This window comes from Flavisphingomonas formosensis (assembly GCF_009755815.1).
GTDB lineage: Bacteria > Pseudomonadota > Alphaproteobacteria > Sphingomonadales > Sphingomonadaceae > Flavisphingomonas > Flavisphingomonas formosensis.
Map to the genome: position 1 here is coordinate 619,212 of NZ_WRPK01000001.1, position 23,577 is coordinate 642,788.

Here is a 23,577-nt window from a genome sequence, read left to right on the forward strand (position 1 = left end):
CCGGCAGGCGAGTCCACCTGCCTCGAAGTCGCGCTAGAAACCTGCCACCGCCGTCTCGACGTGGCCGACCTGCGGAGCCGCGGCGAAATAGCCGCCCACGAGCCCGCGCCACTGATCGAAGGCGGGAGATTCACGAAAATGGACCATATGGTCCTCGACCGTATCCCAGGCGACGACCAGCATATAGGCGCCCAGCTCCTCGATCGACCGGTCGAGCCGCATCCCGCGGCACCCCTGCGCCGCGCGGAACAGCGGCACGGCCTCTGCCACGGCTGCCTCGAAGCTCTCCCGATTTTCGGGTGCGATGCGGATATGGGCGATCTCGTTCACGCTCATGCGGCAGCTCCAGCAATGGTGATGCCGCCGCCTATCATGTCGGTATCGGTCGAGGCCAGAGCATGGTCTCCCCCTTCCCTAAACCACCGCCTGCCCGCGCGCTGCTTCACGCTGCAGCAGCGCCTCCAGCCGCGCGAGCGCGCGGCGCAGTCGCTCATGATCGATCGCCCCGCCGATCGAGATGCGCACGGCAGGCGCCGCCTCGCCCTTGCGCACCGCAAAGGCTTCGCCCGGCACGATCGAGAGACCGGCCGGCCGCACTGTCGAGGCCAGCTCCGCCGCGCTGATCGCGCCGCCGAGCCTCAGCCAGATGTGATAACCCTCCGGATGCGCCGAATAGTCCGTCTCGGCGAGATGATGTGCGGCGATGCGCTGGCGGGCGATGCCTTCCGCGCGCACCGCCTGCACCAACTCGGCGAAGGTGCCGTCGCGCATCCATAGCGTAACCAGCGCGGCATTGAGCGGTGGCGCCATCACCGCCGTTTCATGCACGTCCGCGGCCAGGCGCCAGGCATCGCGGGCGGAAGGCGCGCGAACATGGGCGACGCGCAGCACCGGCGAGATGATCTTGGAGACACTGGCGACGTGCCAGCTGCGCTCCGGCGCGAGCGCTGCAAAACTCGGCAGCGGCGCCGCGGGCAGCTGGCCATAGGCATCGTCCTCGATGATCGTGAGCCCGTGGCGGCGGGCGATCGCGGCGATCGCCTCGCGGCGGTCGAGCGGCAGGGTGGCGGTGGTCGGGTTGTCGTTGGTCGGCACCAGGTAGAGCGCCTTGGCGCCATCCGCGGCGCCCCGGTCGACCGCCTCGGGCAGTAGGCCCTCGCCATCGCTCTCCAGCGGCACGACGCGCAGGCCGAAGCGCGCGGCGAGCGCCAGCATGCCGGGATAGGCATAGCGGCCGGCCAGCACGGTGTCGCCCGGTGCCAGCGTCGCTCCGAAAATGGCATGCAGGGCGTTCTGCCCGCCTGCGGTGATCAGCAGTTCGTCCTCGCTGGCCGGGATGCCGCGCGCGTGGAGCGCCGCTGCCGCCTGCCGCCGGTCGTGCGCGCTGCCGCCGGCCGGCTGATATTGCAGCAGTGGCGATTGGCCGCCGGCACGCAGCAGCGTCGCCGTGCCGACGCGGATCGCCTCGGGCAAAAGCGCGAAGCCAGGCTGCGGCGGCATGTTCATTCCGGTATCCGCCTCGTCTGCCGGCGGCGGCGCATCCGCGCCGTTTCGCACATAGCTGCCGAGCCGGCCCGCGCCTTCGATCAGCCCGGCATCGCGCGCCATCCCATAGGCGCGCGTCACAGTCGTCAGGTCGACATCGAGCTGCGCCGCCAGATCGCGCTGCGGCGGCAGTCGCTCGCCCGGCCGCAGCGCGCCCGTCCGCACCGCCTGCTCGATCGCCTCCGCTATGGCGAGATATTTGGGGCCGGGGTGGCCGTCGAGCCGCGGCAGCCAGTTTTGCATGGATCGATACCCTGTCTATGTATGGTTGATTGTATCCATACATTATACATACATTGTGGCCAATGAATTTCGCGGGAAGGACATGTCCGATGCCACAACAAACAGTCACCGATCAGGCGGCCGAGGCGAGCGAGCGCGAATGGCCGAAACGCGAGCCGATCCAGACCGGCATACGCGGCCGCTGCCCCCGCTGCGGCGAGGGGCATCTTTTCAAGGGCTTCCTGACGTTGCGCGAGGAATGCGAGGTATGCGGGCTGAGCTACGCCTTTGCCGACCCTGCAGACGGGCCGGCCTTCTTCGTGATCTGCTTCGGCTGCGTGCCGGCGGTGGTGTTCGCGCTCACGCTGCAGATCAAGTTCGATCCGCCGACATGGGTGCATCTGTTCACCACGCTGCCCTTCCTGCTGCTGACCTGCCTGCTGCCGCTCCGTCCGCTCAAGGGGTGGCTGGTCTGCAGCCAATATTTCTTCAAGGCGGGCGAGGGCCGGATCGCCGAGCCCTGGTATCCTTATGGCCCGGCCGGCCCGGCCGTCGCCGTGCCGGAGCGCCAATGGTGAGCAACTCGGCTGCCTTCGTCGACGATGCGCGCCGCGCGGCGGGCCGCATGTTCATCGATCGGGGCTATCGCCACGAGGCCGAGATCGTCTTGTCCGGACATGGCGACGATTTCGCCGAGGTGCGTATCGCGCTGGCGCTGCTCGAAGCACAGGCGCGCCGGCAGCGGAGCCTGCTCGATACGCTTGCCGCCTATGCCGATCCGGATTTCTGGGACAATCTGGAAGACGGCACGGCCCCGGCGGCCGACGATCGCGGCGCGATGGCGCGCGCCGCGCTGAAGGCCGCGGCAACGCGCTGAGCGCGGCACATCCGATTTGACGAAGCGCCTCGCGGATGGGACGGTGACGCCCGGTGCTGCGATTCCGGTCGCGGCCGATAATCGGAACAGGGCGAGCGGCGATCCCGGCGATGACGGACCAGAATAGCGCGGCGATCGTCGATCAGCTCGACAGGCTCTATACGGCATCGGTGGATCGGCTCCGCGCCGCGCTGCGCCGCTATGTCGAAACCGGCGAACGGCCCGACAGCGCCGCCCGCGCGGCCGGGGCCTTCGCCTATCCCGAGCTCCGGCTCCATTATTCGGGCAACGGCCCCGCCGATCACCCCGATCGCTCCTATGCGCGGCTCACCCGCGAGGGCCTCTATGCGATCAGCATCACGCAACCGTCGCTCTTCCGCGAATATCTGACCGAGCAGCTCGATTTCCTCCTCGCCGATTTCGACGTGCGGCTGGAAGTCGGCCACAGCCGCCAGGAAATCCCCTATCCCTATGTGCTGGACGCCGAACATGGCATCGATCTGAGCGGCGCCGCCTCGGTCGACATCGGCCGGGTCTTCCCCTCGACGATGCTGAGCCAGATCGGCGACGAGGTGGTCGACGGCCTGTGGGACGCCCCGGACGAGCCCCGCCCGCTTGCATTGTTCGACGCGCAGCGCGCCGATTTCAGCCTCGCGCGGCTGCGCCATTACACCGGCACACCGTCCGGCCACATCCAGAAGTACATCCTGTTCACCAACTATCACCGCTATGTCGACGAGTTCGTCCGCTGGGCCTGCTCGCAGCTCTCGGCGGACGGGCCGTATCGGCTGCTCAGCTGCTCCGGCGGGCTGGAGCTCGGCCCCGGCGCCGATCCCGACGAGGCGATCACCGACAGCGCCTGGCGGCGGCACCAGATGCCGGCCTATCATCTGGTCGCGCCCGACCGCTCCGGCATCACCCTGGTCAATATCGGCGTCGGCCCGTCCAACGCCAAGACGATCACCGATCATCTCGCGGTGATGCGGCCGGAAGTGTGGCTGATGATCGGCCATTGCGGCGGCCTGCGTCCGAGCCAGCGGATCGGCGACTATGTGCTCGCCCACGCCTATCTGCGCGACGACCATGTGCTGGACGATGTGCTCCCGCCCGAGATTCCGATCCCGGCGATCGCGGAGGTGCAGCTCGCGCTCGTCGCGGGCGCGGAGGCCGTGTCGGGCGAGACGCAGGAGCGGCTCAAGCGCCGGTTGCGCACCGGCACGGTGGTGACCACCGACGACCGCAACTGGGAGCTGCGCTACACCCGCTCGGCGCTACGCTTCAGCCAGAGCCGGGCGGTGGCGATCGACATGGAATCGGCGACCTTGGCCGCCCAGGGCTATCGCTTCCGCGTGCCCTACGGGACGCTGCTCTGCGTCTCGGACCGGCCGATCCATGGCGAGATCAAGCTGCCCGGCCAGGCCAATCGCTTCTACGAACGGGCGATCAGCGAGCATCTGCGCATCGGCATCGCGGCGATCGACGAGCTGCGCCGCACCGGCCACCGCCTGCACAGCCGCAAGCTGCGCGCTTTCGACGAGCCACCCTTCCGGTAGGCCATGCCGGGTGATTGGTGGCAGCGGAGCGAACGCTATTCTCACCTCCCTCGAAGGAAGGGAGCGAAGCAGGCGCTCAATCCTCGTTCGCGGGCTCGCTGCGGCGGGACGCGCGCTTCGCTTTCGGCTTGGTCTTGTCCTTCTCGCCCTTGTTCGAACGGTTATAGTAGAGCAACGCGGCGGCGATGGCAGCCGATCCGATCGCCGCGCCGGCGGCCGCGAGTCCGATGATCTTGCCGCGCCCGGCACCATCGCTCTTGTCCAGGCCGGCCGCCGTCAGCGCCTCTTCCTTGGCACTCGCCTGCGCGTCGGCATCCCGGGGATAGGGCGAGACCGCCTGTTCCGGGAGCGGCTGTTCATGCGACATGGGCAATCTCCGTTGAGGACAGGAAGCGAAAGTCTATCGTCCAACCCGCCGTTCGCCCAGTGCGTTCCACACCTCTGCCGTTGCGAAGGCGCAACGGACCAGTTCCGCGCGCTCAGCGGAAGCGCTTGCGCAAGGTGATGCGGAAGGTCCGCCCGGTCGGGTTGAGATAGGATTCGGTGTAGGCGAGCGGCACCGTGCCGCTCGAATCATGCGCCCTGGTATGCGCTCCCAGCAGATTGTCGGCCGAGAGGTTGAGATTGCCGCGCAGCCAGGGGAGCAGCCCGGTGAGCCAGCGCTGCCTGGCCAGGTTGATCTGCAGGCGCAGGTTGAGCGTGATCCCCTGCGAATAGGTGATCCGGCCCTGCTCCAGCACGCCGGTATCGGCATGGGTGTGGGTCTGCCACTCGGCGTTGATGTCCGCGCTCCACGCAGCGGTGGAGACCGTCGTTTGAAGATCGATCTGCTGGGTGGGCGTGCCGCCCATGTCGCTGATCACGTCGCCGTTCAGCAGGTCGAGCCGCGACTCGCCATTTCGCAGCACGACCTGGTCCTGAATGCGCCATGTGTCATAGAGCGCGATCTGGAACTGGTTGCGGGTTGGCGAGCCGTCCTTGGCCTTCCGCGTCGCGCCGAACGGCGTGGAATAGGTGAGGCCCCAGCGGATCTGCTGGCGATCGCGCCGGTCGAGGTTGACCGGGGTCACGCTCATGGCGGTCAGATAGCCTCGATCGGTACGGGCGAAGCGATCGGGAAAGGCATCCATCGCAGCCTCGGTCGCCGCGGTGAGCGCGACGATCGGATTGCGGATATGCTCGATCGTATATTCGCCGGACAGAGTGAGGTCGGTGGAGCGGATCGGGCTGATCTGCACCCGCAGCTTGCCGATCCTGGAGGTCTGGCGCTCGAGACCGGGGTTGCCGCCCTCGATATGGCGGACGAGGGCGGTGGTGTCGTTGACGAAGTCGAAAACGCGCAGGTCCGGCGTTTCGAGTGTAGCTTCGCCGAGCTGCATCAGGCTCGGCGCCTGCTCCGCGCGGCTGACCGAAGCCAGGATATTCATCGGCCGGACGGGCGACCATTCGACGGTGGATCCGATCGTGGAGAGCGTGCCGAAATCGGAAAGCTGATGAATCTCGCCATTGATGCCGACGGTGAGCTTGCCGATCGGCGCGCTGCGCATGGTCAGCGGGATATCGAGGTTCGCCCGCGCATTGCCCTCGTTGCGCGTGAGCCGCGTCGCCTGGCCGGCGGGCGGCGATTCACTGTGCAGGCCCGAAAAGGCGAAGCCCGCCCGCAGCGCGGCGGTAACGTCGCCGGCGGGCAGCGGGAACAGCTTGCCGTTGAGATAGAAATCACCGCTGGCCGTGCGCGTGGTGGTCGACACGCATTCGGGATCCGAATCGGAACAGCTTTTGCCGAGCAGCGTCGGCGAAGGCAGCAATATGGTGTCGAACCCGCCCGCGCTTGCGGTATCACCGGTGCGAGTGATGCGCGTGGATTCTTCGAGCGCGCCGATGAACGACCAGCGCCAGCTCTCGAGCGTGCCGTTCAGCGTCAGATTGGTGCCTGCATCCACGGTGCGGTCGACACGCTTCAGCGGGCCGGCGATCAGATCGGAAAGCCCTTCCTGTTCCAGCAGCGCGCCGTCCTCGTCGGCGAGGCCCGGCCGGCTTTGCAGCGCATCGAGTTGCACGCGGCCGGTCAGTTCGGCGGTGATCGCACCGAAGCTGCGCTCCGCATCGCCGCTCATCGTCAGATGATCGCCCTGCATGGCGAGTGTATGCGCGGGAACGGCGGCGGCCGCTTCCGCCGAGCCCGGCGGCCCGGCGAGCGTCGTGTCCGCGAACAGCGGATCCTCGTGGCGATAATCGAGATCAAGGCTCCAATGGGCGTTCTCGCCGATGCGGACCAGGTCCGCCTTGGCGCGATAGATGCCGCGCCAATTGTCCGGCGCGATCGTGTAGCGGCCGAGCAGGGTGAGCGCATGATAGTTGCTGCGCAGCACCACGTTCACCACCCGCTGGTCGGCACCATAGCCATATTGCAGCGCGACTTTCTCCGGAAAGATCTCGATGCGGCGGATCGCCTCCGGTGGCAGATCCTTGATCGAGGAGAAGCCGGCGATGCGCTGCCCATTGACCAGCACGATCGGCGTCGGCGCCGCCTTCCCGGCTTCGGCACCGGTCCTGATCTCCGGGGCGAGATCCTCGAACACCTCCTGCAGATCGGCGGCGCCGAGGGCGCGGATCGCGGTGGAGTTGAGATTGACCTCGGGCGGAATCTGCGTGGCGACGGCGCCATGCTGCTTCTGCGCGGTGACGAGTATCTCGTCGCGGGCCTCCTCGGCTTTCTCGGCCGCTTCCGCGGCATCTGCCGAAAGCTTCGCAGGACTCCTGGGAGGCGCAGTTGCCGTCTGGGCTTGGGCGATCCCGGCGGAGAGGCTGCAGATCAGCGTCAGCGCGGTGCCATATCCCCAATGGGATGTGCGCATTGCCGCGACATCCCGATATCCGTCCCTCACGCGCAAGATAGTCCGCCTCGTTGCTGCCCTGGTGCATCGCGTGACGCATTGACAGCCACGGAACCCGAGGCCGTGCGCATGGAAGCCGGCTGATGGAGAAAAGCTGTGCGCAAGACTAAGTTTTGTTCATGTTGGCATCCGGCAGCGTCCGGATCGCGCGCGGCCGCAGCCACGGCGTGATCCGAGGGAAAGCCGTTCGGGCGGCGGGAGAGAGAACGATCGGTGCGACGGATGTCCGGCTACCGGCCGGCACCCGCCACGACGGGATCAGCGATGGCGATAATAGCCGTGGGGTCGGCCATATCGTCCATAATAGCCGGGCCGGTAACCCGGGCGTCCCCAGCGATAATGGTGATAATACCAGACATGATAGGGATAGGGCCGATAGGTCCAGACCCCGCCGTAGAAGAGCCAGGGATCGTACCAGTCGGGCGCGGCGTAGACATAGGCCGGGCCGTCATAAGCGAAAGGTGGCGCCCCCGACCGAACGACATATCCCGGCGGGCAGCCGGGGCTCGTGGCGTGGCTGGCGCTGCTGTCGGCAATGGCGGCACCGCCCACGGCGCCGACGCCCGCACCGAGGATCGCCCCCGCCCCGCGATCGTGGCGCCCCGCCACGCTGGAGCCGAGCAGGGCGCCGACGGCGCCGCCCAGCACCGCCGCGGCCTCGCTATTGGCGTGCGCCTTGACGCAATTCGCCTGCGCCCATTGCTGGGTATAGTCGGCATAGGCGCGGTCCTGCGCTTCCTGTCGGTCGTCATCGGGGCCGGGCGCATAGCCGGGCGGCGGCGGCGGGATCTGCGAGCCGTCATAGCCGGGCGGCGGCGGTGGCGGCGCAGCCATCGGCATCTGCCCAGCATAGCCGGGCGGCGGCTGATCCGGCGGCGGATTGCCGTCGTCCGGATAATATCCCGGCGGAGGCGCCTGATCGTCGTAGCCGGGTGGCGGCTCTGCATAGGGGGCGGCCTGCTGTGCCTGCGCCGCGCTGAGCGCTGAGGGAAGAAGCGTGCTCATGCCGGCAGCAAGGAGCAGGCGCCGAAATTGTCCGATCATCATCATCCAACCCTAAACGACAGGTCTCGGGCGATGTTCGGCAGAACGAATGAATGCCTGCTGTCCAATGTCACCGGAAACGGGCGACGAAAGGCGTGGCGGCTGGTTCCAAAGTCGTTGAATGAACATGATTTAATCGAAATCCACCGCCACGTCGACGGCCCGCTCGAACCGGTTCGGCGCGCATGGCCGGCGGCGGTGCGAGCTGATGCGAGCAAAGCAAGGCGGGCGCTGGTCCGCACGGACGCGGAGGCTCAACGGACATTGGCGCGCCCGGCAGGATTCGAACCTGCGACCCCAAGCTTAGAAGGCTCGTGCTCTATCCAACTGAGCTACGGGCGCCCGCCTTGGGCGCTCTAGCGCGGATCCTATCCTGCGGTCTAGGATGCTGCAGTGCGCCAAGGGGAGGAAAAATTGAGCCAACAGGGATTGCAGACGGTCACGGCCGCGGAGCTGGCGGGCAGGCCGCTGCGCTATTTCGATTTCGTCATGGCGGCGTTCGTCACCATCCTGCTGCTCTCCAACGTGCTCGGCGCTGGCAAGGTCGCGCAGGTGACGCTGCCGGGGATCGGGCCCTGGCCATTCGGCGCCGGCATCCTGTTCTTCCCGGTCGGCTATGTGCTCGGCGACATCATGACCGAGGTCTATGGCTATGCGCGTGCCCGCCGATGCATTTGGGCAGGTTTTGCCGCGCTCCTGTTCATGGCGTTCATGAGCTATGTGGTGGTGGCATTGACGCCGGCACCCGACTGGGGCGGACAGGCCGCCTATGAGCAGGTGTTCGGGCAGGTGCCGCGCATCGTCTTCGCCTCGATGACGGCCTTCTGGGCCGGCGAATTCGTCAACAGTTTCGTCATGGCGAAGATGAAGCTGATGACCCAGGGCAAGCATCTGTGGACCCGCACCATTGGATCGACGATCGCGGGCGAAGGCGTGGACAGCCTGATCTTCTATCCGCTCGCCTTCCTCGGCGCCGCCGGCTGGACGACCGGCCTGGTGTTCAAGGTGCTCGTCACCCAATGGGTGCTGAAGGTGAGCTGGGAAGTGATCTTGACGCCGGTCACCTATCTCGTCGTCAACGGGCTCAAGCGCCGCGAAGGGCTCGACGTTTATGACGAGGGCACCGATTTCACGCCGTTCCGCGCGAAGCTCTGACCGCCGCTCGAAAGGCCGTCAGCGCAGAAGCTCGGCCAATATCACGCGCCCGATATCACGCGTATCGCCCCATGCCTCATGCCGCCACTGTTGCACCATAAGGCGCGCGCGTGGCGGCCGATCAAGCGACGGCTTCGAGCAGCCCCTCAAACAGCCGGCGGCCGTCGGTGCCGCCCTGCGCGGTTTCCATCAGACGCTCCGGGTGCGGCATCATGCCCAGCACGTTGCCGGTCTCGTTGATCACCCCGGCGATCGAGCGCGCCGAGCCGTTGACCTCCTCGGCGTAGCGGAAGGCGACGCGGCCTTCGCCCTCGAGCCGGTCCAGCGTCGCGGCGTCGGCCTGGTAGTTGCCGTCGTGATGGGCGACGGGAATGCGGATTCCCTCCCCAGCCGAATAGCGGTTGGTGAAGATAGACTGGCTGGTCTCGACGGTCAGCGACACGTCGCGGCAGACGAAGGACAGGCCGGCATTGCGCATCAGCGCGCCGGGCAGCAGCCCCGCCTCGGTGAGCACCTGGAAGCCGTTGCAGATCCCAAGCACCGGCACGCCGCGGCCGGCGGCGTCGGCGATGGCGCGCATGATCGGCGAACGCGCGGCCATCGCGCCGGAGCGCAGATAGTCGCCATAGGAAAAGCCGCCGGGCAGGGCGATGAGGCCGATATCGGCCGGCAGCTCGGTCTCGCGATGCCAGACCATGGCCGGCTCGCGGCCCGTCACGTCGCGGATCGCCACCGCCAGATCGCGGTCGCAGTTCGATCCGGGGAAGACGATCACGGCGCTGCGCATGGGCTCAGCTCCCCCGCTCGATGCGGTAATTCTCGATTACGGTGTTGGCGAGCAGCTTGCGGCACATCGCATCGATGTCGGCCTCGGCGACGCCGTCCTCCAGATCGAGCTCGATCAGCTTGCCGGCGCGCACATCGTTGACGCCGGAGAAGCCGAGGCCTTCCAGCGCATGATGGATCGCCTTGCCCTGCGGATCGAGCACGCCGCCCTTGAGCGTGACATAGACGCGCGTCTTCATCGCTACTTCCTGCGCATGGTCGAGAAACTGGCGCCCCTATGGCCCCCCCGGACGGGAGGGGCAAGGGGGAAGGGTCATTTGCCGCGATTCTTGCGATGCGATTCGAGGTCGAGCACGGTCGTGTCGACGCCGTCGGGCAGGAGGCCGAGGCGCCGCGCCACCTCCTGATAGGCCTCCACCTCGCCGCCGAGATCCTGGCGGAAGCGATCCTTGTCCAGCTTCTCGCCGGAATTCATATCCCACAGGCGGCAGCCGTCCGGGCTGATCTCGTCGGCCAGGATGATCCGGCTATAGTCATTGTCCCAGATCCGGCCGAACTCGAGTTTGAAGTCCACGAGGCGGATGCCGATGCCCGCGAACAGACCGGACATGAAGTCGTTCACGCGGATCGCCATGTCGGCGATGTCGTGCATCTCGTCCTGGCTGGCCCAGCCGAAGCAGGCGATATGCTCGTCCGTCACCATCGGATCTCCGAGCGCATCGTCCTTGTAATAATATTCGATGATCGTACGGGGCAGCTGCGTGCCCTCCTCGATCCCGAGTCGCTTGGTCAGGCTGCCGGCGGCGACGTTGCGCACCACCACCTCGATCGGCACGATCTCGACCTGGCGGATCAGCTGCTCGCGCATGTTCAGGCGGCGGATGAAATGGGTCGGCACACCGATATTGCCGAGCAGGGTGAAGACATGCTCGGAAATGCGGTTGTTGAGCACGCCCTTGCCGTTGATCGTGCCCTTTTTCTGGGCGTTGAAGGCAGTGGCGTCATCCTTGAAATATTGGATGAGCGTGCCGGGCTCGGGGCCCTCGTACAGAATCTTTGCCTTGCCCTCGTAGATTTGGCGGCGGCGGGTCATCGGCTTGGCTCCAATCCGGAGTCTTGAAAATAGAGGCGCCCCGGCGCCGCGTCGAGAATGAACGCAGCTGGCCGGGGCGGGCGAGGCGGCTCCATACAGCATGGCGGCGCGAAGGGCAATCATATGGGCTCGACCGGCCTTGCCGCGTGCTTGCGCCCGCCTCGATCGGCATGAGAAGGAGGCGTTGGGCAAGAGGAGAGGTGCGCATGAAGACCGAGACCGTCACCTACGCAGCCGACGGGCTGACCATGAAGGGCGAACTTTACTGGGACGAGACGAAGGCCGGCCCGCGCCCGGGCGTGCTCGTCTTCCCTGAGGCGTTCGGCCTCGGCGAGCATGCCAAATCGCGGGCGCGCCGCCTTGCCGAGCACGGCTATGTCGCGCTGGCCGGCGACCTGCATGGCGATGGCAAGGTCTTCACCAGCCTGCCCGACATCATGCCGACGATCATGGCGCTGCGCGACGAACCGGCGCGGATCCGCGCACGGGCGAAGGGCGCGCTCGACGTGCTCGCCGCGCGGCCCGAGGTGGATGCCGCGCGCATCGCCTCGATCGGCTTCTGCTTCGGCGGCACCATGTCGCTGGAGCTGGCGCGCAGCGGCGCCGACATCGTCGCCGTCACCGGCTTCCACAGCGGGCTGGAGACCAAAGCGCCGGCCGAGGACGCCAAGGCGATCAAAGCCAAGATACTGGTCTGCATCGGCGCCGATGACCCCGGCATCCCGCTCGAGCAGCGTGCGGCGTTCGAGCAGGAGATGAAGGGCGGCGGTGTCGACTGGCGGCTCCACGTCTATGGCCGCGTGGTGCACAGCTTCACCAATCCCGATGCCGACAAGGTCGGCATGCCGGATTTCGCACGCTATGACGGCAGCGCCGATCGCCGTAGCTGGGGCGAAATGCTGGCGCTGTTCGACGAGGCGTTCGCTTAGAGCATCGTGCGGAAAAGTGGGAACCGGTTTTCCGTAAAAGCGATGCGACCGTAAAGACTTGGAGCAAGCCGCGCGATTTGCCTGTCGCGCAGCTTGCTCCCGGATCTCCTTCCGTCACCCCGTCGCCGGAAGTGCCCCGCCCTGTTCGGCGATGAATGCGCCGAGCAAGCGGGGAGGTTGCCGAAAGCTCAATGCCCTGCGGACAGGACCGGTTCGACGCCGCTGGCCGCCAGCTGCGCGTTGATCTGTTCCATCAGCCGGTCGAGACCGGCCTGGTCGGTCGCTTCGGCACGGGCGACGAGCACGTCCTGTGTGTTGGACGCGCGCAGCAGCCACCAGCCGTCCGGGGTGTTCACGCGCGCGCCGTCCGTGCGGTTGACGTCGGCGCCCTCCGCCTCGAGCCGGGCGAGCACTTCCTCGACCACCTTGAACTTGCGGTCTTCGGACGACTGGAAGCGCAGCTCCGGCGTGTTGACCATCGCCGGCATCTGGTCCTTGAGGCCCGTCAGCGATCCACCCAGTACGCGCACCGCGCGGATCAACCGGATGGCGGCATATTGGGCATCGTCGAAGCCGTAATAATCGTGCGCGAAGAAGATGTGGCCGCTCATCTCGCCGGCGAGCGGGCTGCCGGTTTCCTTCATCTTGGTCTTGATGAGGCTGTGGCCGGTTTTCCACATCAGCGGCTCGCCGCCCAGGGCGGCGACGCGGTCGAACAGCGCCTGGCTGGCCTTCACGTCGGCGATGATCGTAGCTCCTGGCTGCTCCCGCAGAACCGGTTCGGCCAGGATGGAGAGGAGCTGGTCGCCCCAGACGACGCGGCCCTTGCCGTCGACCGCGCCGATGCGATCTCCGTCGCCATCGAAGGCTACGCCGAAATCCAGGCCCTTTTCGAGCACGAGAGCCTTCAGATCCTCGAGATTCTTTTCCTCCGTCGGGTCCGGATGATGGTTGGGAAAGCGCCCGTCCACTTCGGTGTAGAGCGTGTGATGTTCGCCGGGCAGCAGCTTCACCAGCCGCTCGACGATCGGGCCGGCCGCGCCGTTGCCGGCATCCCAGCCGATGCGGAAGGCACCGCCGGCATAGCCCTGCATCAGCCGGTCGACATAGAGATTCATGACGTCGGCATTGGAGGTCGATCCCTCGCCTTCCTCCCAATCGGCGTCGATCGCCATCTGCCCGAGCTTCTGGATGTCAGGCCCGAAGAATGGGCGGTGCTGCAGCACCATCTTGAAGCCGTTATAGTCGGCCGGGTTGTGGCTGCCGGTGATCTGGATGCCGGCATCCACCTCCAGCGTGGCCTCCGCATAATAGAGCATCGGCGTGGGGCCGAGGCCGGTGCGCACCACGTCGATGCCACTTTTCACCAGACCTTCGATCAACGCGGCTTCGAGCACCGGCGAGGAGACCCGCCCGTCATAACCCACGGCGACGCGTGTGCCGCCGGCGCGGCGGACCAGCGTGCCGAAGCCGCGGCCGATCGCATAGGCATCGGCCGGACCCAGCGTCTTTCCGACAATGCCCCGGATATCATATTCGCGAAGCGAGGTCGGATCGAAACGATGGCTCATCGGCTGGTCTCCCTGTGAGTGAAGGCGTTGGCGGCGCCGTGCGTCAGGACGCGCGAGGCGTGGTCTGGTTCAATTCCGCGATCAGCGTGTCGCGCGCGATGTTGACGCGCCGCGCCAGTTCCGCCGATCCGCCGGCATCGGGATGGACGCGCGCGATCAGGCGGCGATGCGCGCTGCGGATCGTCTCGGCGGAAGCGCCGCGCGGTACGTCCAGCAGACGGCGTGCCTCCGCGAGGGGCATCGCAGCCTTGCGCGCTCCATAGCGACGGCCCCGCCAGATCAGCCAAAATCCGATTCCGATCCCGAGCAGGATCAGGTTCAAAGCTGCACCATCTGCTTCTGCGGCGACCAGTCGGGAAGGCCGAGGCCGGACACCATTTCGCGCAGCTCCTGCCGAGCGGCGACATGACTGAGCCCGACCTCGCCGATCTGGCCGATATCGAGCAGGGTGATGCCCTTGGGGAAGAATTCGCGATAGATCACGCGTTCGGACAGGCCGGGGATGACGCGGAAGCCGATCCGGCGGGACAACTCGTCCAGCGCCGCCCCGACACGGCGCATGTTGCGCGCCTCGAGCTGTTGCAGGCGGTTGCGCAGCACCACCCAGTCCACGGTCACGCCGTCGGCCTTCGCTCGCGCCTTGCGCGCATCCCAGATCATCTCGGCATAGAAGCTCGGCCGGCGGATGCGGTAGGTTTCGGGGTCCACCTGCCCGATCAGATCGAGATCGATGAAGCTGTCGTTCATGGGTGTGACCAGCGTGTCCGCCTTGCTCGCCGCCAGGCGCGCCATCGCATCGTCGCGGCCGGGCGTGTCGATCAGCACGAATTCCGAAGTTTCGGAGAGGGGGCCGAACTGATCCTCGAACGCCTGCGCCGAATCGCCCCGCAGCACCTGGAAATGCGGCGTAACCAGTTGCGCACCGGTGCGTTTCACCGTTTCGGTGCGGTTCTCGAGATAGCGGGCGACCGTCTTCTGCCGCGTGTCGAGATCGAGGACGGAGACGCTGCGGCCGGCTACGGCGAGCGCGACGGCCGTGTGGACGGCCGTTGTCGATTTTCCTGTTCCGCCCTTTTCATTAGCGAAAACAATTAGATGCGCGGAAGCGGCCATAGTGCTGTAAGAATCCTGCCCTCTTGATTCCCGCCGAAGCGCCGCCCAAAGACGCGCGCATTCGCGATTATAAGAGGCCCCGGCTTCGTGCAAACGGTTCGTAGCATTGATGCGCTCAGAAATGTGCTGGCGGAATATCGCGCCGAGGGGCGGACGGTGGCGCTGGTGCCGACGATGGGCGCGCTGCACGCCGGCCATATGGCGCTGATCGAGGAGGCGCGAATCCGCGCCGACCGGGTGATCGCCTCGATCTTCGTCAATCCGATGCAATTCTCGCCGAGCGAGGATCTCGACAGCTATCCCCGGCGCGAGGCGGCGGACGTCCGCATGCTGGAGGAAGCCGGCTGCGACCTGTTGTGGGCGCCGACGTTGGACGTCATGTACCCGGAGGGATTTGCCACCCGCATCGCGGTGAGCGGCGTGACCGAGGGGCTGGACGGCGCTGCCCGGCCCGGCCATTTCGATGGCGTCGCGACGGTGGTGAGCAAGCTGTTCAACCAGGTGCGGCCCGACGTCGCGCTGTTCGGCGAGAAGGATTATCAGCAGTTGCTGCTGATCCGCCGCATGGTGACCGATCTCGATTTCGGCATCACCATCATCGGCGTGCCGACGCAGCGCGACGATGATGGCCTCGCCCTCTCGTCGCGCAACGCCTATCTCTCCCCCGAGGAACGCAGCGCCGCGCGGGCGCTGCCGCGGGCGCTGGGCGAGGCGGCCGCGGCTATCCAGAAGGGCACGCCGCCCGCGGCCGCGATTGCCGCGGCGATCAAGCGGCTGAACGATGCCGGCTTCGATCCGGTCGACTATGTCGAACTGCGCGATGCCGAGACGCTGGAGCTGGTCGACACGCTCGATCGCGAGGCGAGGCTGCTGGCCGCAGCGAAGCTCGGACGCACCCGGCTGATCGACAACCTCGCGGTGCGACCGGCCGAATAGTCACTTCGTCGTTAACCATTTCTTCGCACCTCGGGCGCAATGTCCCTGTCGACGAATGTCGCAAGGGGTGCAGCGAACATGGGACAGAGCCTCTCAAGTGCACAAAGTCTGATGGACAGCCGGCTGGCCAGGGCGGCCGCCGGTGATCTCAACGCCTGCTTCGATCTCGGCATCGCCTATGCCTCGGGAGGCGATGGCGTCGACGTCGACCTGATTCAGGCGCATAAATGGTTCAATCTTGCCTCGATGGGCGGCAGCGAGCGCGCCCAGGCGTGGCGTGCCGAAATCGCCGAGGAACTGACGGCGCGTGAAGTTGCCGAGGCACTGCGCCAGGCGCGTGCCTGGCTCGCCTGCACGACGCGACAGGCCGCCTGAGCCGTCTATCCCCGCTTGAATGGGGTGAAGTCGTCGAGCGCGGCGATGTCGCCGGCCACTGCCTCGCGTTCCCGCTCCAGATAATCCGCCACTGCGCGCCTGAAGCGCTCGTCGGCAATATAATGGGCCGACCAGGTGGGCGTTGGAGTATAGCCGCGGGCCAGTTTGTGCTCGCCCTGCGCGCCGGCTTCGACGCGGGCGAGGCCGCGGGCGATCGCCGCGTCGATCGCCTGATAATAGCACAGCTCGAAATGCAGGAACGGCACGTCCTCGGTGCATCCCCAATAGCGCCCGTAGAGCGTGTCGGCGCCGATGAGATTGAGCGCGCCGGCAATCGGCTTGCCGTGCCTGAGGGCGAAGATCAGCAACACCTTGTCCGCCATCCGCTCGCCCAGCAGCGAGAAGAAGGAGCGGGTGAGATAGGGCCGGCCCCATTTGCGCGCGCCGGTATCCTGGTAGAATCCCCAGAAGGCGTCCCAATGGGCCTCGGTCAGCGCGGCGCCGGTGACATGCTCGATCGTCAGGCCGTCGACGGCCGCGGCGCGCTCCTTGCGGATCGCCTTGCGCTTGCGTGAGGCCAGCGCGTCCAGGAAATCCTCGAAACGCGCATAGCCCTGATTCGTCCAGTGGAATTGCCGGTCCACCCGGATCAGCCAGCCCGCCGCCTCGAACAGCGGCACCTCCTCAGGCGCGATGAAGGTGGCATGAGCCGAGGACAGGCGATGCTCCGCCACCACCGCCTCGGCCGCGCCGATCAGCGCCGGCGCATAGGCCGGATCGCGCGCCAGCAGGCGCGGCCCCGGCACCGGTGTGAACGGCACCGCGATCTGCAGCTTGGGATAATAGTTGCCGCCGGCGCGCTGCCAGGCGTCGGCCCAGCTGTGGTCGAACACATATTCGCCCTGGCTGTGGCTCTTGGCATAAGCGGGCATCACTGCGATCGGATGGCCGCCCGGCCCGTCGATCGCGATCGGCACCGGCTGCCAGCCGCGCTGCGCGGTGGCACTGCCAGAATCTTCCAGCGCCGAGAGGAAGGCGTGGCTGACGAAAGGATTGGCGGTGCCGGCGCATGCGTCCCACTCTGCCGCCCGGAAGGCGGATAGGCCGCCCGCCATGCGCGCCACGGCATCAGGGTCATCGCGATCGCTGTCGCTCATCCTGCCTCCGGCCGTTCGTAGATGATCTCGTCCGCATGGGCCAGGCCGGTTGCCTCGGTGGCAGCATCGCGCACCGTCCACGTCAACAGCGGCAGGCCGCGATCGCGTGCGGTGGCCGCGAAGCGGGACGGCAGGTCGCGCACGTCATAGGCGAGGAAATCGGGCTTGGCCCGCCACAGCGCGGCACGCCGGCGCAGCCGTCCGGCAAGGCCATGTGCCTCTTGCTCGGTCACCACCAAGCCGCGTGCGATCCGCGCGGCGTGATCGGCGAACCAGCGGCTGACGTCCGGATTGAACGACATAACCGCCACGTCACCGCGATATCCCTCCAGCGCGCGACGTACCGCAAGGCAGAGCGCGCCGGCATTGGTCTCCCGGGTCTTGATCTCGATCAGGATCGGCACGCGGCCGGCGACGAGTGCCAATATCTCATCAAGCCGAGGCAGCGTCTCGGCGCTGCCAGCCAGCGGGATCGCCGCGAGGATCGAGCCGGGGCGGCGGGCCAGCGGGCCGCTCTCATCGGTCAGCCGGTCGAGCTCCTCGTCATGGAAGACGAACGGCTCACCGTCCCGGCTGGCTTGCACGTCCAGTTCGATGCCGTGGCCGGCGGCGACCGCCGCCGAGAAGGCGGCGCGGCTGTTTTCGATCCGTCCGGCGCCGTGCAGCCCGCGATGGGCGAAAGGCTGTGCGGTCAGAAAGGCGACGCGCCTGCGCTGGGGCGCGGGCGCGAAAAAGGCGTCAAGCCGGGCGAACGGCGACGATCGCATCGACTTCCACGGCCGCGCCGAGCGGGAGGATGGTGACGCCGACGGCGCTGCGCGCGTGACGCCCCGCTTCGCCGAACACCGACTCCATGAGTTCCGACGCGCCGTTGGCGATCTTCGGCTGGTCGGTGAAATGGTCGGTCGAATTCACGAATACGCCGAGCTTCACGATCCGCTCGACGCGATCGAGGTCGCCGCCGAGCGCTTTCTTCATCTGGGCGATGAGCATCAGGCCGCAGGCCCGTGCGGCATCCTGGCCGAAACCGATGTCGCGATCCTCGCCCAGGCGGCCGACCATCAGCACGCCGTCGCGGAAGGGAAGCTGGCCGGAAATATGGAGGAGCCCGCCCGCCTCGACCGCCGGAACATAGGCAGCGACCGGCGCCGCAGCCTCGGGAAGCGCGATGCCGAGTTCGTTCAGGCGATCTTCGATGCTCATATGTGCCTTTCTTGGTACGGCGATGGGAAGCGTCAAGGGCGCTGGTCGTTCAGGCGCCGAGCTTTTCGAGAATCCAGGGCAGGGCATCCCGCCAATCGTCGATGCGGGCATGCGCATCGGCGGCGGCCGGGATGTGATGGGCGAGGCGCGGCTCAGCGATCATGTGCAGCCGCCAGACGTCCGGTGCGCGGCGGGCCACCGATTCGTGATGCTGCGGCAGATCGTCGATGAACACCGTGCTGGACGGCGCATATTCCTCGATCAGCGCGGCGACCGGCGTGCCTTTGCCGCCCTGGTTGCACATCACGCGGTGGCGGATGCCGACCGCTTCGAGCTGGGCGATGCGGTCCATCCTGCACTCTTCGAGCAGATTGGTCAGCACGACGATGTCCGCAACCTCGGCGATCGCGGCCAGCGCCTCGCGGGCATGCGGCACCAGCGTCTGGCGGTGCATCTCGCCGGGGAAGAAACCCTTGAAGAGCGGCCAGATCTCCTCGATGGACAGCGCCGTGCCGTCCCGCCGGCGGATTGCGTGCACGAACTCCTGATGCTCCAGGGCGAAATCAAGATCGTGGGTTTCGTCCAGATAGTCCCGAAAATGGCCGACCATATGGAGGAGGACTTCGTCGCAATCGGTGATGAGCAACGGACGGCTCATGCTTCAAGCTCCATGCGGGCGCGCACCAGCGCGTCGGGTGTCGATTCGATCGCAGCGGCGCAGGCGATCAGATCCGGCTCATGCGCTTCCAGAAAGCCCAGGACCGCGGCGAGCAGCGCCGGTTCGTCGGCACGGGAGCGTAAATCGGCGGGAGTGAGCCCGGTGAGCGCGAGCAGCCGCTCTGCTCGATCGGACTCGCCGAGCGACCAGGCCAGCGCGGAAAGGGCCAGCGCTGCATTTGTATCCGCCAATCCCATCGCCTAAGTCTGCCTGCCGAACATGCGGGGTGGTGCGTGGCGAAAAAAATCCTCGTTGTCGAGGACAACGAACTCAATCTGAAGCTGTTCTGCGATCTGCTCGCCGCGCATGATTATGAAGCGGAGCCGGTGCGCGACGGGCGCGAGGCGCTGGCGCGCGCGCGATCCTTCCAGCCGGACCTGATCGTCATGGACATCCAGATGCCGCATGTCAGCGGGCTGGAACTGATCGAGCAGCTGAAGGCGGACGAATCGCTTCGCGCCATCCCGATCATGGCGGTCACCGCCTATGCCGCGCATGGCGACGAGGAGCGGATTCGCGCGGCGGGCGCGCAGGGCTATGTTTCCAAGCCGATCTCGGTGATGCGCTTCGTCGAGGCGGTCGAGGCGCTGGTCTGAACGCTGGCGCAGCGGCTTCGGTCGGACGTCATGGTCACGGCGAAAAACGGCGCGGGCCTCGGCCCGGCCGCTTCTGGCCGCATCGACAATCCTCCCGGCGCGAGGCCGGGGGGGGGGCGACTTACTTGATCTTGGCTTCCTTGAAATCGACGTGCTTGCGCACGACGGGATCATATTTGCGGAAGTTCAGCTTCTCGGTCTGCGTGCGCGGATTCTTCTTCGTCACGTAGAAGAAACCGGTGTCAGCGGTGCTCACGAGCTTGATCTTGACGGTGGTCGGCTTTGCCATGGCCCGGGAGCCCTTCTGATCTCTATGCTGTCCAAAAAATAAAGCGGCGTCGCCGCCGCTCCCTACAAGCGCGGGCCAATGCGCGACCGAGGGCGCGATGTCAAGCTTCACGCCGTTCGGAGCTGCGCTTAATCGCATCTTTACCGCGCGCGCGCATGGTCTTCCGATACCGTTCTCAAGGTGGGGGTGTCATGGAACTCAGTGCCGATATGCGCCGCGCGATGCGGGACAAGCTGTGCGACCGGATCGATCGAATCGCGATCGCACTGCCGCGAATGACCATGGCGAGCCTGGGCGCGGAGGTGGATGGGGTACGTCGCTTCGCCCGCGAATTCGGATTTATGCCGGTGGCCGATATCGCCCGTGCGCTGGAGAGCGCTATCGGGCATGACGAGCATGTGATGGCGCTGCCCTATCTCGATCTGATGCGCGAGGCCGCCGGCTGCGAATGCTGCGGCGAGGATGCGGGCGAGGCCTTCCTCGCCAATGTCTCGGTCCGCATGGGCTGATCCGCCGACGCGGCGATGGATGCCCTGCTTCCCACCTTTCTCGCCGCCCTGCTCGCGGAATTCGGAGACAAGACGCAACTGCTGGCAATCGTCCTCGCCCTGCGCTTCCCGCGGCGCGAGGGGGCGGTGCTGGCGGGAATCGCAGTCGCGGCGCTCGCCAACAGCCTGATCGCGGCGGGGGCGGGGCAACTCATCCACCAGATGATCAATTTCCGGGCGATCACGCTTATGATCGCCGTTGCGCTGCTCTCCGCCGGCGTCGGCTCGCTGATGCGACAACGGCGGCCCGACACGGCCGATTCGTGGAAGCTCGGCGCGTTCGGCACCAGCGCCGTCTCCTTCGGCATCCTCGCCTTTGGAGATACCACCCAATTCCTCACCATGACGCTGGCGGCGCGCGCCGATTCGCTGCTGCTCGCCGCTGCCGGGGCCACGGCCGGAACGGTAGCGGGTGCCGCTGTCGCGGTGGCTTTGGCAGACCGATTCGAAAAATCGCTGCCGCTCCGGCCGTTGCGCCACGGCATTGCGGGTCTGTTCCTCCTGATCGGATTCGTCACCGCGATCGGGGCGCTTCGTCTGATCTGATCGCTCGATTTGTGCGATCGGAACAATTTCGCAAAAAGAGCGTAGCGCCGATGCGGCAAGCCGCCGTATTCGTTCGTTACGCACGCACATCCATCGACTCGACAACGGGAGCCAAAGACATGGCCAAAGCCGCCAAGGAAAAACTCAAGACCCCTACCGACATTGCTTCCAACGCGGCGATGACCGTTGCGGACGCGCTGAACAGCATCCTCGCGGATAGCTACGCGCTCTATCTGAAGACCAAGAACTTCCACTGGCACGTCTCGGGCCCGCATTTTCGCGACTATCATCTGATGCTCGACGATCAGGCGACGCAGATTCTCGGCACCACCGATCAGATCGCCGAGCGTGTCCGCAAGACCGGCAACACCACGCTCCGCTCGATCGGCGACATCGCGCGCCGCCAGCGGATCAGGGACAATGATTCGGAATTCGTGAGCGCTGCCGACATGCTGTCGGAACTGCGCGAGGACAATCTGAAGCTCGTCGAATCGCTGCGCGAGGCGAAGGACATCGTCGATGCGGCAAAGGACAACGCGACCAGCGGCATCCTCGATGACTGGACCGATCAGGCCGAGGAGCGCGCCTGGTTCCTGTTCGAAGCCAGCCGCGCGGCCTGATCGCGGTCAACGCTCCGCCGGACCGAGGGTGATGAGCCAGAGGTCCGGCCGGGCGCCATAGCGCAGCGGCACGATGCTCGTTCCAAGGCCGGCGCTGACGATCAGCGTGCGGCCTTTTTCCTGCACGAGACCACAGAGATAGCGTTCGCCATAGAGCGAACCCGTGGCGAGCGGGCCGATCAGCGGCAGCCGGATCTGGCCGCAATGGGTATGGCCTGCCAGCGTCAGCGCGATCGCCTCCGGTGTCCTTGGAAACGCGTCGGGGCTGTGGCTGAGCAGCAGGCGGGGTCCGGGCATAGCGGTCATCTGCGCGAACAGTGAGGCCTGGCGGGCGTGGCCGGTCACCAGATCGTCGAGCCCGCCGATGGTCAGTGGCCCCAGCCGAATCGCTTCGTTGGTGAGTATACGAACGTGGTCCGCATCCAATGCGGCGCGGATGTCGGCGGTCTTGCTCCAATGGTCATGATTGCCGAACACGGTTACCGCACCCAGCGGCGCGCGCAGGCCCGCCAGCGGCGCGAGCGCCTTGGCCGGCGGGTTATTTGGCAGGGCGATCGATTTGGTGCTCATGAAATCGCCCGTGATCACTATCAGGTCCGGGCGGAGCGCATTCACTTGTGCGACGATTCGCGCCAGTCGGGCCGGACTCAGGTCCGGCCGCGAGGCGTGGATGTCGGATAGCAGGGCGACGCGCAAAGGCGCCGCGCCCGACGGCCAATCTGGAAAGCCGATGGTCGCGTGGCGGACGATGGGATCGGCCATGGCGCCGACTACGCCGTAGCCCAACAGGGCAAGTGCCAGGGCAAGCACCGCCAGCCCGAATCGCTTTATCACCCGCATTCTCGCATTGCGCGAAGGCCCGGCCCGCCGAAGCGGACCGGGCCTTGCGTCACTCGCTACCCCGAAGGGTCGAGGCTTATTGCAGCGGCTGCAGATTCACCGCGGCATATTTGCCGCGACGATCGACTTCCAGCTCGAACTCCAGCCGATCGCCTTCGTTCAGGCTGGTCATGCCGGCCCGCTCGACAGCGGAAATATGGACAAAGGCATCAGGCTGCCCGTCGTCGCGCTGGATGAAGCCGAAGCCCTTCATGGCGTTGAAGAACTTGACAGTTCCCGACGCCTTCTCGCCCGTCAGCTGGCGCTGCGGGCCACCGGCGCGCTCGCCCGCGCCGCCGGGGGCGGGACCACGCGTGCTGACAGGAAGCGGCTCGCCCTCGATCTTGAGATCGGTCGCCGACACGCGGCCGCCACGATCGACGAGGGTGAAGTCCAGCGGCTGACCCTCGGCGAGGCCGGTGAGGCCTGCCTGTTCGACCGCCGAAATGTGGACGAACACGTCATCGCCGCCATCATCGCGGACGATGAAGCCGAAGCCCTTTTGCGCGTTGAAGAATTTTACGACGCCCTTGCCTTCGCCGATGACCTGGGCTGGCATGCCGCGACCGCCGCCGCCGCCAAAGCCGCCGCCACCGCCGAAACCGCCGCGGCCACCACCACCGCCGCCGTAACCGCCGCCGCCGCCGCCGAAGCGATCGCCGCCGCCGCCATAACCGCCGCCACCGCCGAAGCGATCGCCGCCGCCGCCATAACCGCCGCCACCGCCGAAACGATCGCCGCCGCCATAGCCGCCGCCGTAGCTATCCTCGCCGAAACCGTCGCGCTTGTCCCTGCCGCCGCGCTGTCCGCGCCGTCCACGATCGAAACTCATGCCCTGTCTAACTTTCCCGGATCGCCCCTAATTTCATCACTCAAGACTCGCGCAGCGGGGGCGTGCACATGTCTTCTGACGCGAGGCCGTACC

The 23,577-nt window shown here is 66.7% G+C and carries 30 protein-coding genes and 1 tRNA gene; 11 read left to right on the forward strand and 20 right to left on the reverse strand.

Annotated elements, in window-relative coordinates; all coding sequences use genetic code 11:
• Positions 1 to 33 precede the first annotated feature (33 nt).
• Together GQY20_RS02990 and GQY20_RS02995 are read right to left on the reverse strand one after the other, a co-directional pair.
• Positions 34 to 336 carry a putative quinol monooxygenase gene (locus GQY20_RS02990; protein ID WP_157215538.1) on the reverse strand — a complete coding sequence of 101 codons (303 nt, stop codon included), beginning with the start codon at positions 334 to 336 and terminating at the stop codon, positions 34 to 36.
• Positions 337 to 414: 78 nt separating this feature from the next.
• Entirely contained in the window at positions 415 to 1,788 is a 1,374-nt protein-coding gene (locus GQY20_RS02995) for an aminotransferase-like domain-containing protein (protein WP_157215539.1), read from the reverse strand.
• Positions 1,789 to 1,877: 89 nt separating this feature from the next.
• Between GQY20_RS02995 and GQY20_RS03000 the strand changes: the two genes are divergently transcribed.
• The 3 genes from GQY20_RS03000 (at position 1,878) to GQY20_RS03010 (ending at position 4,197) form a co-directional block, all read left to right on the forward strand.
• Positions 1,878 to 2,345 carry a DUF983 domain-containing protein gene (locus GQY20_RS03000; RefSeq protein WP_157215540.1) on the forward strand — a complete coding sequence of 156 codons (468 nt, stop codon included), beginning with the start codon at positions 1,878 to 1,880 and terminating at the stop codon, positions 2,343 to 2,345.
• Positions 2,342 to 2,644: a hypothetical protein gene (locus GQY20_RS03005; RefSeq protein WP_198350816.1), complete on the forward strand. Its 303-nt coding sequence runs from the start codon at positions 2,342 to 2,344 to the stop codon at positions 2,642 to 2,644. The genes GQY20_RS03000 and GQY20_RS03005 overlap by 4 nt, the downstream gene beginning before the upstream one ends.
• Positions 2,645 to 2,754: 110 nt before the next feature.
• Positions 2,755 to 4,197, forward strand: a complete 1,443-nt coding sequence (locus GQY20_RS03010; RefSeq protein WP_157215542.1) for an AMP nucleosidase — start codon at positions 2,755 to 2,757, stop codon at positions 4,195 to 4,197.
• 76 nt (positions 4,198 to 4,273) lie between these two features.
• Here the strand turns inward: GQY20_RS03010 and GQY20_RS03015 are convergent, their stop codons facing one another.
• The 4 genes from GQY20_RS03015 to GQY20_RS03030 all read right to left on the reverse strand — a co-directional run bounded on the left by GQY20_RS03015 (position 4,274) and on the right by GQY20_RS03030 (position 8,480).
• Positions 4,274 to 4,564 carry a hypothetical protein gene (locus GQY20_RS03015; RefSeq protein ID WP_157215543.1) on the reverse strand — a complete coding sequence of 97 codons (291 nt, stop codon included), beginning with the start codon at positions 4,562 to 4,564 and terminating at the stop codon, positions 4,274 to 4,276.
• 112 nt (positions 4,565 to 4,676) lie between these two features.
• A complete protein-coding gene (locus GQY20_RS03020; protein WP_157215544.1) occupies positions 4,677 to 7,055 on the reverse strand; it encodes a TonB-dependent receptor in 2,379 nt (792 codons plus the stop codon).
• 297 nt (positions 7,056 to 7,352) lie between these two features.
• Positions 7,353 to 8,099, reverse strand: a complete 747-nt coding sequence (locus tag GQY20_RS03025) for a glycine zipper domain-containing protein (RefSeq protein ID WP_157215545.1) — start codon at positions 8,097 to 8,099, stop codon at positions 7,353 to 7,355.
• A gap of 304 nt (positions 8,100 to 8,403) precedes the next feature.
• A tRNA-Arg gene (locus GQY20_RS03030) sits at positions 8,404 to 8,480 on the reverse strand.
• A 72-nt stretch (positions 8,481 to 8,552) separates the two neighbouring features.
• Between GQY20_RS03030 and GQY20_RS03035 the strand changes: the two genes are divergently transcribed.
• Positions 8,553 to 9,293 carry a queuosine precursor transporter gene (locus GQY20_RS03035; protein ID WP_232475861.1) on the forward strand — a complete coding sequence of 247 codons (741 nt, stop codon included), beginning with the start codon at positions 8,553 to 8,555 and terminating at the stop codon, positions 9,291 to 9,293.
• Positions 9,294 to 9,414: 121 nt separating this feature from the next.
• Here GQY20_RS03035 and purQ read toward each other — a convergent pair whose 3' ends face one another.
• From purQ to purC, 3 genes are all read right to left on the reverse strand, one after another.
• Positions 9,415 to 10,080 (reverse strand): phosphoribosylformylglycinamidine synthase subunit PurQ, encoded by a 666-nt coding sequence (gene purQ / locus GQY20_RS03040; RefSeq protein WP_157215546.1) that lies wholly within the window; start codon positions 10,078 to 10,080, stop codon positions 9,415 to 9,417.
• Between the two features lie 4 nt (positions 10,081 to 10,084).
• Positions 10,085 to 10,318 (reverse strand): phosphoribosylformylglycinamidine synthase subunit PurS, encoded by a 234-nt coding sequence (purS, locus tag GQY20_RS03045; RefSeq protein WP_157215547.1) that lies wholly within the window; start codon positions 10,316 to 10,318, stop codon positions 10,085 to 10,087.
• Positions 10,319 to 10,392: 74 nt separating this feature from the next.
• On the reverse strand, positions 10,393 to 11,172 hold the full coding sequence (gene purC / locus GQY20_RS03050; RefSeq protein WP_157215548.1) for a phosphoribosylaminoimidazolesuccinocarboxamide synthase: 780 nt from the start codon (positions 11,170 to 11,172) through the stop codon (positions 10,393 to 10,395).
• Between the two features lie 206 nt (positions 11,173 to 11,378).
• Here purC and GQY20_RS03055 point away from each other — a divergent pair, with 206 nt between their 5' ends.
• Positions 11,379 to 12,101: a dienelactone hydrolase family protein gene (locus tag GQY20_RS03055; RefSeq protein WP_157215549.1), complete on the forward strand. Its 723-nt coding sequence runs from the start codon at positions 11,379 to 11,381 to the stop codon at positions 12,099 to 12,101.
• A gap of 188 nt (positions 12,102 to 12,289) precedes the next feature.
• Here GQY20_RS03055 and pgmG read toward each other — a convergent pair whose 3' ends face one another.
• From pgmG to GQY20_RS03070, 3 genes are read right to left on the reverse strand one after another with little or no spacing between them, the layout of a single operon-like run.
• Positions 12,290 to 13,672, reverse strand: a complete 1,383-nt coding sequence (gene pgmG, locus GQY20_RS03060) for a phosphoglucomutase/phosphomannomutase PgmG (protein ID WP_157215550.1) — start codon at positions 13,670 to 13,672, stop codon at positions 12,290 to 12,292.
• Between the two features lie 43 nt (positions 13,673 to 13,715).
• Positions 13,716 to 13,994 carry a J domain-containing protein gene (locus GQY20_RS03065; protein ID WP_157215551.1) on the reverse strand — a complete coding sequence of 93 codons (279 nt, stop codon included), beginning with the start codon at positions 13,992 to 13,994 and terminating at the stop codon, positions 13,716 to 13,718.
• Positions 13,991 to 14,785, reverse strand: coding sequence for a division plane positioning ATPase MipZ (locus GQY20_RS03070; protein WP_157215552.1), 795 nt, complete (start codon positions 14,783 to 14,785; stop codon positions 13,991 to 13,993). The genes GQY20_RS03065 and GQY20_RS03070 overlap by 4 nt, the downstream gene beginning before the upstream one ends.
• Positions 14,786 to 14,872: 87 nt before the next feature.
• Between GQY20_RS03070 and panC the strand changes: the two genes are divergently transcribed.
• Entirely contained in the window at positions 14,873 to 15,721 is an 849-nt protein-coding gene (gene panC / locus GQY20_RS03075; RefSeq protein WP_157215553.1) for a pantoate--beta-alanine ligase, read from the forward strand.
• Between the two features lie 78 nt (positions 15,722 to 15,799).
• Entirely contained in the window at positions 15,800 to 16,096 is a 297-nt protein-coding gene (locus GQY20_RS03080; protein WP_157215554.1) for an SEL1-like repeat protein, read from the forward strand.
• Positions 16,097 to 16,101: 5 nt separating this feature from the next.
• Here GQY20_RS03080 and GQY20_RS03085 read toward each other — a convergent pair whose 3' ends face one another.
• The 5 genes from GQY20_RS03085 to GQY20_RS03105 are packed head-to-tail and all read right to left on the reverse strand — an operon-like array spanning position 16,102 to position 19,371.
• Positions 16,102 to 17,253, reverse strand: coding sequence for a GNAT family N-acetyltransferase (locus GQY20_RS03085; RefSeq protein ID WP_157215555.1), 1,152 nt, complete (start codon positions 17,251 to 17,253; stop codon positions 16,102 to 16,104).
• On the reverse strand, positions 17,250 to 18,020 hold the full coding sequence (locus tag GQY20_RS03090) for a glycerophosphodiester phosphodiesterase family protein (RefSeq protein ID WP_157215556.1): 771 nt from the start codon (positions 18,018 to 18,020) through the stop codon (positions 17,250 to 17,252). Before GQY20_RS03090 ends, GQY20_RS03085 begins: the two co-directional genes overlap by 4 nt.
• Positions 17,992 to 18,456: a RidA family protein gene (locus GQY20_RS03095; protein WP_157215557.1), complete on the reverse strand. Its 465-nt coding sequence runs from the start codon at positions 18,454 to 18,456 to the stop codon at positions 17,992 to 17,994. Before GQY20_RS03095 ends, GQY20_RS03090 begins: the two co-directional genes overlap by 29 nt.
• A gap of 49 nt (positions 18,457 to 18,505) precedes the next feature.
• Positions 18,506 to 19,114, reverse strand: a complete 609-nt coding sequence (locus GQY20_RS03100; protein ID WP_157215558.1) for an HAD family hydrolase — start codon at positions 19,112 to 19,114, stop codon at positions 18,506 to 18,508.
• Positions 19,111 to 19,371, reverse strand: a complete 261-nt coding sequence (locus tag GQY20_RS03105; RefSeq protein ID WP_157215559.1) for a DUF3572 family protein — start codon at positions 19,369 to 19,371, stop codon at positions 19,111 to 19,113. The genes GQY20_RS03100 and GQY20_RS03105 overlap by 4 nt, the downstream gene beginning before the upstream one ends.
• Positions 19,372 to 19,407: 36 nt before the next feature.
• Between GQY20_RS03105 and GQY20_RS03110 the strand changes: the two genes are divergently transcribed.
• Positions 19,408 to 19,770 (forward strand): response regulator, encoded by a 363-nt coding sequence (locus tag GQY20_RS03110; protein ID WP_157215560.1) that lies wholly within the window; start codon positions 19,408 to 19,410, stop codon positions 19,768 to 19,770.
• 121 nt (positions 19,771 to 19,891) lie between these two features.
• On the opposite strand, the gene rpmG is transcribed toward GQY20_RS03110, so the two are convergent.
• Positions 19,892 to 20,059, reverse strand: a complete 168-nt coding sequence (gene rpmG, locus GQY20_RS03115) for a 50S ribosomal protein L33 (protein ID WP_157215561.1) — start codon at positions 20,057 to 20,059, stop codon at positions 19,892 to 19,894.
• A gap of 191 nt (positions 20,060 to 20,250) precedes the next feature.
• Here rpmG and GQY20_RS03120 point away from each other — a divergent pair, with 191 nt between their 5' ends.
• From GQY20_RS03120 to GQY20_RS03130, 3 genes are all read left to right on the forward strand, one after another.
• Positions 20,251 to 20,568: a hypothetical protein gene (locus GQY20_RS03120; RefSeq protein WP_157215562.1), complete on the forward strand. Its 318-nt coding sequence runs from the start codon at positions 20,251 to 20,253 to the stop codon at positions 20,566 to 20,568.
• A gap of 15 nt (positions 20,569 to 20,583) precedes the next feature.
• Complete coding sequence (locus tag GQY20_RS03125; protein ID WP_157215563.1) at positions 20,584 to 21,153, forward strand: TMEM165/GDT1 family protein; 570 nt, start codon at positions 20,584 to 20,586, stop codon at positions 21,151 to 21,153.
• 119 nt (positions 21,154 to 21,272) lie between these two features.
• Positions 21,273 to 21,773, forward strand: coding sequence for a Dps family protein (locus GQY20_RS03130; RefSeq protein WP_157215564.1), 501 nt, complete (start codon positions 21,273 to 21,275; stop codon positions 21,771 to 21,773).
• A gap of 6 nt (positions 21,774 to 21,779) precedes the next feature.
• Here GQY20_RS03130 and GQY20_RS03135 read toward each other — a convergent pair whose 3' ends face one another.
• Both GQY20_RS03135 and GQY20_RS32760 read right to left on the reverse strand, forming a co-directional pair.
• A complete protein-coding gene (locus GQY20_RS03135) occupies positions 21,780 to 22,613 on the reverse strand; it encodes a metallophosphoesterase (RefSeq protein WP_408641044.1) in 834 nt (277 codons plus the stop codon).
• 76 nt (positions 22,614 to 22,689) lie between these two features.
• Positions 22,690 to 23,484, reverse strand: coding sequence for a cold-shock protein (locus GQY20_RS32760; RefSeq protein ID WP_157215565.1), 795 nt, complete (start codon positions 23,482 to 23,484; stop codon positions 22,690 to 22,692).
• Positions 23,485 to 23,577: the final 93 nt, after the last annotated feature.